Source organism: Nocardia asiatica NBRC 100129, assembly GCF_000308415.1.
In the GTDB taxonomy this organism is placed as follows: Bacteria; Actinomycetota; Actinomycetes; order Mycobacteriales; family Mycobacteriaceae; genus Nocardia; species Nocardia asiatica.
Genome location: NZ_BAFS01000035.1, coordinates 1 through 2,762, shown reverse-complemented (window position 1 = coordinate 2,762; position 2,762 = coordinate 1). Strand labels below are relative to the sequence as shown.

Genomic DNA, 2,762 nt, shown 5'->3' with positions numbered 1-2,762 from the left:
TCGTCGCCCGCGCTGAGCAGGTCGCCGAAGACACTCGCGACCAACTGCTCCAGCGGGCCCGAGGGCGCGCGGAACTCCTTGGTCTGCAACTGCGGAGCGGGCAGGGCACGACGATCCAGCTTGCCCACCGGCGTCAGCGGGATCTCCTCCAGCACGGTGAGCGAGGTCGGCACCATGTGCGCCGGCAGACTGCGCTCGGCATGCGCGATCAGCTCGTCGGCGTCGATCGAGCGGCCGCTCGCGGCGTGCACGTAGGACGCGAGAATCGTCGCGCCGCTGTCCAACTCATGACCGACGGTGACCGCGAAATCGACCGTCTCGTGCCCGGCCAGCACCGCGTCGATCTCACCCAACTCGATCCGGAAACCACGGATCTTCACCTGGAAATCGTTACGACCCAGATACTCCAGCTCACCATTCGGCGTCCACCGCACCAGATCACCGGTGCGATAGAGCCGGGAGTGGTTCGGGTCGAACGGGTTCGGCACGAATCGCACGGCGGTGAGGCCGGGGCGCAACTGGTAGCCGCGCGCCAACTGCGGTCCGCCGATGTACAACTCGCCGACCACCCCGATCGGCACCGGCACCAGACGTTCGTCCAGCACGTACTCGGTGGTCGCCTGGATCGGCGCGCCGATCGTCACCGGTTCGCCGGGCACCAGCGGCGCGCTGATGTTCGTCATGATCGTGGTCTCGGTGGGCCCGTAGCCGTTGTAGAACTCACGATCGCCGTCGGCGATCGGACGCACCCAGCGCCGCACCAGCTCCGGCGGGCACGCCTCGCCACCGGCCACCACCACACGCAACTCGTCCAGACCCACCGGATCCACCGACGCAAGCGCCGCAGGGGTGATGAACGCGTGCGTGACCGCCTCGCGGCGCAACAGCGCGGCCAGCTCGTCACCGCCGTAGACCGTCGGCGCGACCACGACCATGGTGGCCGCGCCGCCCAGCGCCAGCAGCAACTCCAGCACCGACGCGTCGAACGACGGCGACGCGAAATGCAACGTCCGCGACGCACTCGTCACCCGATACCGATCACGCTGCTCGGCACAGAAACTCGCCAAACCGGCCTGCGTCACGACCACGCCCTTCGGCATGCCCGTCGACCCCGAGGTGTAGATGACGTAGGCGGGATGCTCCGCGCGCAGCTGCCGGAGCCGATCCGCATAGGTCACCGGTTCGGTCGGGTACTCCTCCAACTGCTGGGCGCAGGTGTCGGAATCTATGATCAGCCATTCGATCTCGCTGGGCAGGTCCGCCACCACACGCGCGATGGCGAGCCCCAGCACGGCGCCCGAATCCTTGACCATGTGCTCGACGCGATCGGCCGGATAGTTCGGATCCACCGGAACGAACCCGGCACCCGTCTTGGCCACCGCCCACACCGCGACCACCGACTCCACCGACCGCGGCACACCGACCGCGACCAAATCCTCCGGACCCACCCCACGATCGATCAGCAGACGCGCCAACCGGGTGGACGCGGCGTCGAGTTCCGCGTAGGTGAGGTGCCCGCGCGAGCTGACCGCGTCGGCGAAGACGACGGCGGTGCCGCTCGGATTGGCCTCGACGGCAGTTGCCATCAGCTGCGGGAGGGTGGTAACCCTAGGTCGCCGGGTGCGCGTGGGACGCACCCGCGCGGGCCGCGTCACGCGAGCCCCGTTTCGCGTTCCCTGGTCGCTTCGTGCTTCCTGGTTCCCCATCCAGAAGCCGGCAGCCTATTTCCCGACAAGCGAAACATGAAAACCCTGCACATCCTGCCTGTTTGAACACGTCCATGACACATTTCCAGCGGACGCCCTGATACAGCAAACCAACCAGCTGTGTGCATGGTCACACAACTGGCGGCTTGCTTCTGACCGCGACTCGCCCTCACTCGGTGGCGAACAGCTCGGTGAGTTCGACGATCGTAGCCACAGTGGTCCAGGGGCCCGCGGGTACGGCGCCGACTCCATTGTCGAGCACCACCGCGTGCAAATCCTCCAGCCCCGTCGGGTCGAGCTCGTCCAGCCCGGCCCGATCCGTCACCAGATGGCTTACCCACTCGTCGGCGAGCGACTCGGTCAGCGCGCCGTCCGCCTCGACCAGCACCACCGACGCGCCCACCGAGCCGGCGGCGACCACCTCGACCACCGCGGCCGGAGACTGCGGGCTGCCGTGCTGGAAAGTACGCGACTCGAAGGTGAGTTCGGTGCGCGCGCGCAGCCGTCCCGCCGCGGTGGCCAGGTCGTCGTAGCTGAGCGTCTGCGCGCCGGCGAACGCCGGGTCGCCGCCGCGCAGCGCGCGGGTGCGGTGCGCGTAGGTGACCGGGCGCGGGGACTCGGCGGCGATCTCGGCGACGACGGTGGCGTCGTCGAGCGCCAGCCAGTCGATCGCGCCGATCGAGCGCGAATCGCCGACCGTCAAACCGATCTTGACCTCCAGGTCGTCCGGCAGTGCCGCGTCGAGTGTGTCGACCGGCACCACGGCGGCGCCTGCCTTGAGCACGGCCCAGGTGGCGATGACCGCCTCGACCCCGCGGTCCAGCCGTACCGCCACGCCCGCGCCGGGGCCGCAGCCGCGCGCGATGAGCACCCGCGCCAACCGCGACGAGCGGGCGTCCAGATCCTGGTAGGACAGGGCGTTCTCGCCGGAGACCACGGCGGGTCCGTCCGGATCGTCTTCCACCGCGGCCGCCAACGCCTGGGTCAGCGCCGTCCCCGCGGTCGCCGCGGGCGCTTCGACGCTCACCGGCTCGGCCGCGGCCGCCATCCGCTCCC

At 69.6% G+C, this 2,762-nt stretch carries 2 protein-coding genes; both read right to left on the bottom strand.

The genetic code is table 11. The annotated features are described in order from the left end of the window. On the bottom strand, positions 1–1,655 hold a 1,655-nt coding region (locus ON27_RS04325), incomplete at its 3' end, for an amino acid adenylation domain-containing protein (protein WP_043719645.1). A gap of 220 nt (positions 1,656–1,875) precedes the next feature. Next, the coding region (locus ON27_RS04320; RefSeq protein WP_043719641.1) for an AMP-binding protein at positions 1,876–2,762 on the bottom strand (887 nt) is incomplete at its 5' end.